Below are 1,591 nucleotides of genomic sequence, written 5' to 3'. Positions count from 1 at the left end.
CTAGCCCGGAAATTTCGTCAGGCGGGTAAAAAGGAATAGGCGATTCTTGCCCGAGGGCTTATGGTTATTGGTTCTCACGCCAAACAACCAAAAAGAATCGCCTATGCCGAATCGTACCACTGAAGAACTGAACTTTGGACGCCTTGGACGCCGCCATTTGCAGGCGAATTTCCAAGGCGGTGACCTCAGTTCCGACGGCGGGCTGATGCTGCTGCGAAGAATTGATGCGCGCACGGGCCTGTCGCGTATGGCGGCCAAGGCGCTGACGGATCGTCGAGCCGCGGGCCGGGTCCACCACCGCCTGCGCGATCTGCTGGCCCAGCGCCTGTACGGCCTGTGCTGCGGCTACGAAGATCTGAACGATCACGATACGCTGCGTGAGGACCTGCTGATGCAAACAGCCGTCGGACGGGATCGTCCCCTGGCCAGCTCACCCACGCTCAGCCGTCTGGAAACGGGTGCTACCCGCGCCGACGCCTGGGCGCTGCATGGGGTGCTCATCGAACACTTCATCGCCAGCTTCGCCACGCCGCCTGAGGAGCTGATTCTGGATGTGGATGCCTCGGATATCCCGTTGCACGGTGAGCAGGAGCTCAAGCAGTTCCATGCTTATTACGACCATCACTGCTACCTGCCGCTGTACGTGTTCTGCGGCCAGTCGATGCTGGCCTGCCTGCTGCGCCCCAGCCGCATTGACGGGGCCAGGCACGCGGCGGCGGTGCTGCGCTTGTTGGTGAACCGGCTGCGTCAGGCATGGCCCGAGGTCAGGATCATCATCCGTGGGGACTCGGGGTTCTGCCGCCAGCCGCTGATCCGCTGGTGTGAGCGCAGCGGCGTGCAGTACGTCATCGGCCTGGCACGCAATAAACGGCTTCAGGCGCGTGTCGGGCAGGCTGAGGAAATCCTCAAAGGCGATTACGCGCGCACTGGGAAAAAGCAACGTCTGGTCAGCGAGTTTACCTACGCGGCCGGGTCGTGGGATCGGCCCCGGCGCGTGCTGACCCGGCTCGAATACGGCGCCCAGGGCGTGAACCCGCGCTTCGTGGTCACCAACATCCGGGACGGCGATGCCATGCAACTGTACGATCAGCTGTACTGCGCTCGGGGCGAAGCCGAGAACCGCATCAAGGAGGCGCAGCTCGATCTGTTCGGCACACGTGCCAGTTGCCACCGGTTCGCCGCCAACCAGTTCCGGTTGTTGCTGGCGGCCCTGGCCTATACGCTCATGCAGCGCCTGCGCGAGACGGCCCTGCGAGGGACTGAACTGGAGCGTGCCAGCGCCGCCACGATCCGGGTACGCCTGCTGAAGATCGGTGCGGCCATCGTGCGCAATACCCGGCGGGTCCGCATCCTGCTGGCCTCACATCATCCGCTGCGCCATGTCTACGCGCACGCCGCGCGCGCCATGGCCCCGTAGCGCCGAGAAAGTGCTGCCCCGGCACGCTATAAAACAACGGGGGTAGGGGGAATTGCGCCTGCGGCACTGAAAAAACGCTTCCCATGCCGCCGATCCCCGCCGCCGCGTCGCCGGAGCAGCCTGACCACCCGAAAATCACTTCACCAGGCTTGCTGACGAAATGTCCAGGCTAGG

Annotated in this window: 1 protein-coding gene; it reads left to right on the top strand. The window is 64.0% G+C overall.

Features of this window, described 5'->3' with window-relative positions; all coding sequences use genetic code 11:
• Nucleotides 1-103: 103 nt before the first annotated feature.
• Nucleotides 104-1,417: an IS1380 family transposase gene (locus HNR28_RS18045; protein WP_043680954.1), complete on the top strand. Its 1,314-nt coding sequence runs from the start codon at nt 104-106 to the stop codon at nt 1,415-1,417.
• The last annotated feature ends 174 nt before the right edge of the window (nt 1,418-1,591 follow it).

It is taken from the genome of Castellaniella defragrans (assembly GCF_014203015.1).
In the GTDB taxonomy this organism is placed as follows: Bacteria; Pseudomonadota; Gammaproteobacteria; order Burkholderiales; family Burkholderiaceae_B; genus Castellaniella; species Castellaniella defragrans.
The sequence above is the reverse complement of the archived record's forward strand: the minus strand, read 5'-3'. Positions and strand labels throughout refer to the sequence as shown.

Excerpts from the sequence above, each read along its gene's own strand:
- HNR28_RS18045 (WP_043680954.1), top strand. The coding sequence starts at position 104 with ATGCCGAATCGTACCACTGAAGAACTGAACTTTGGACGCCTTGGACGC.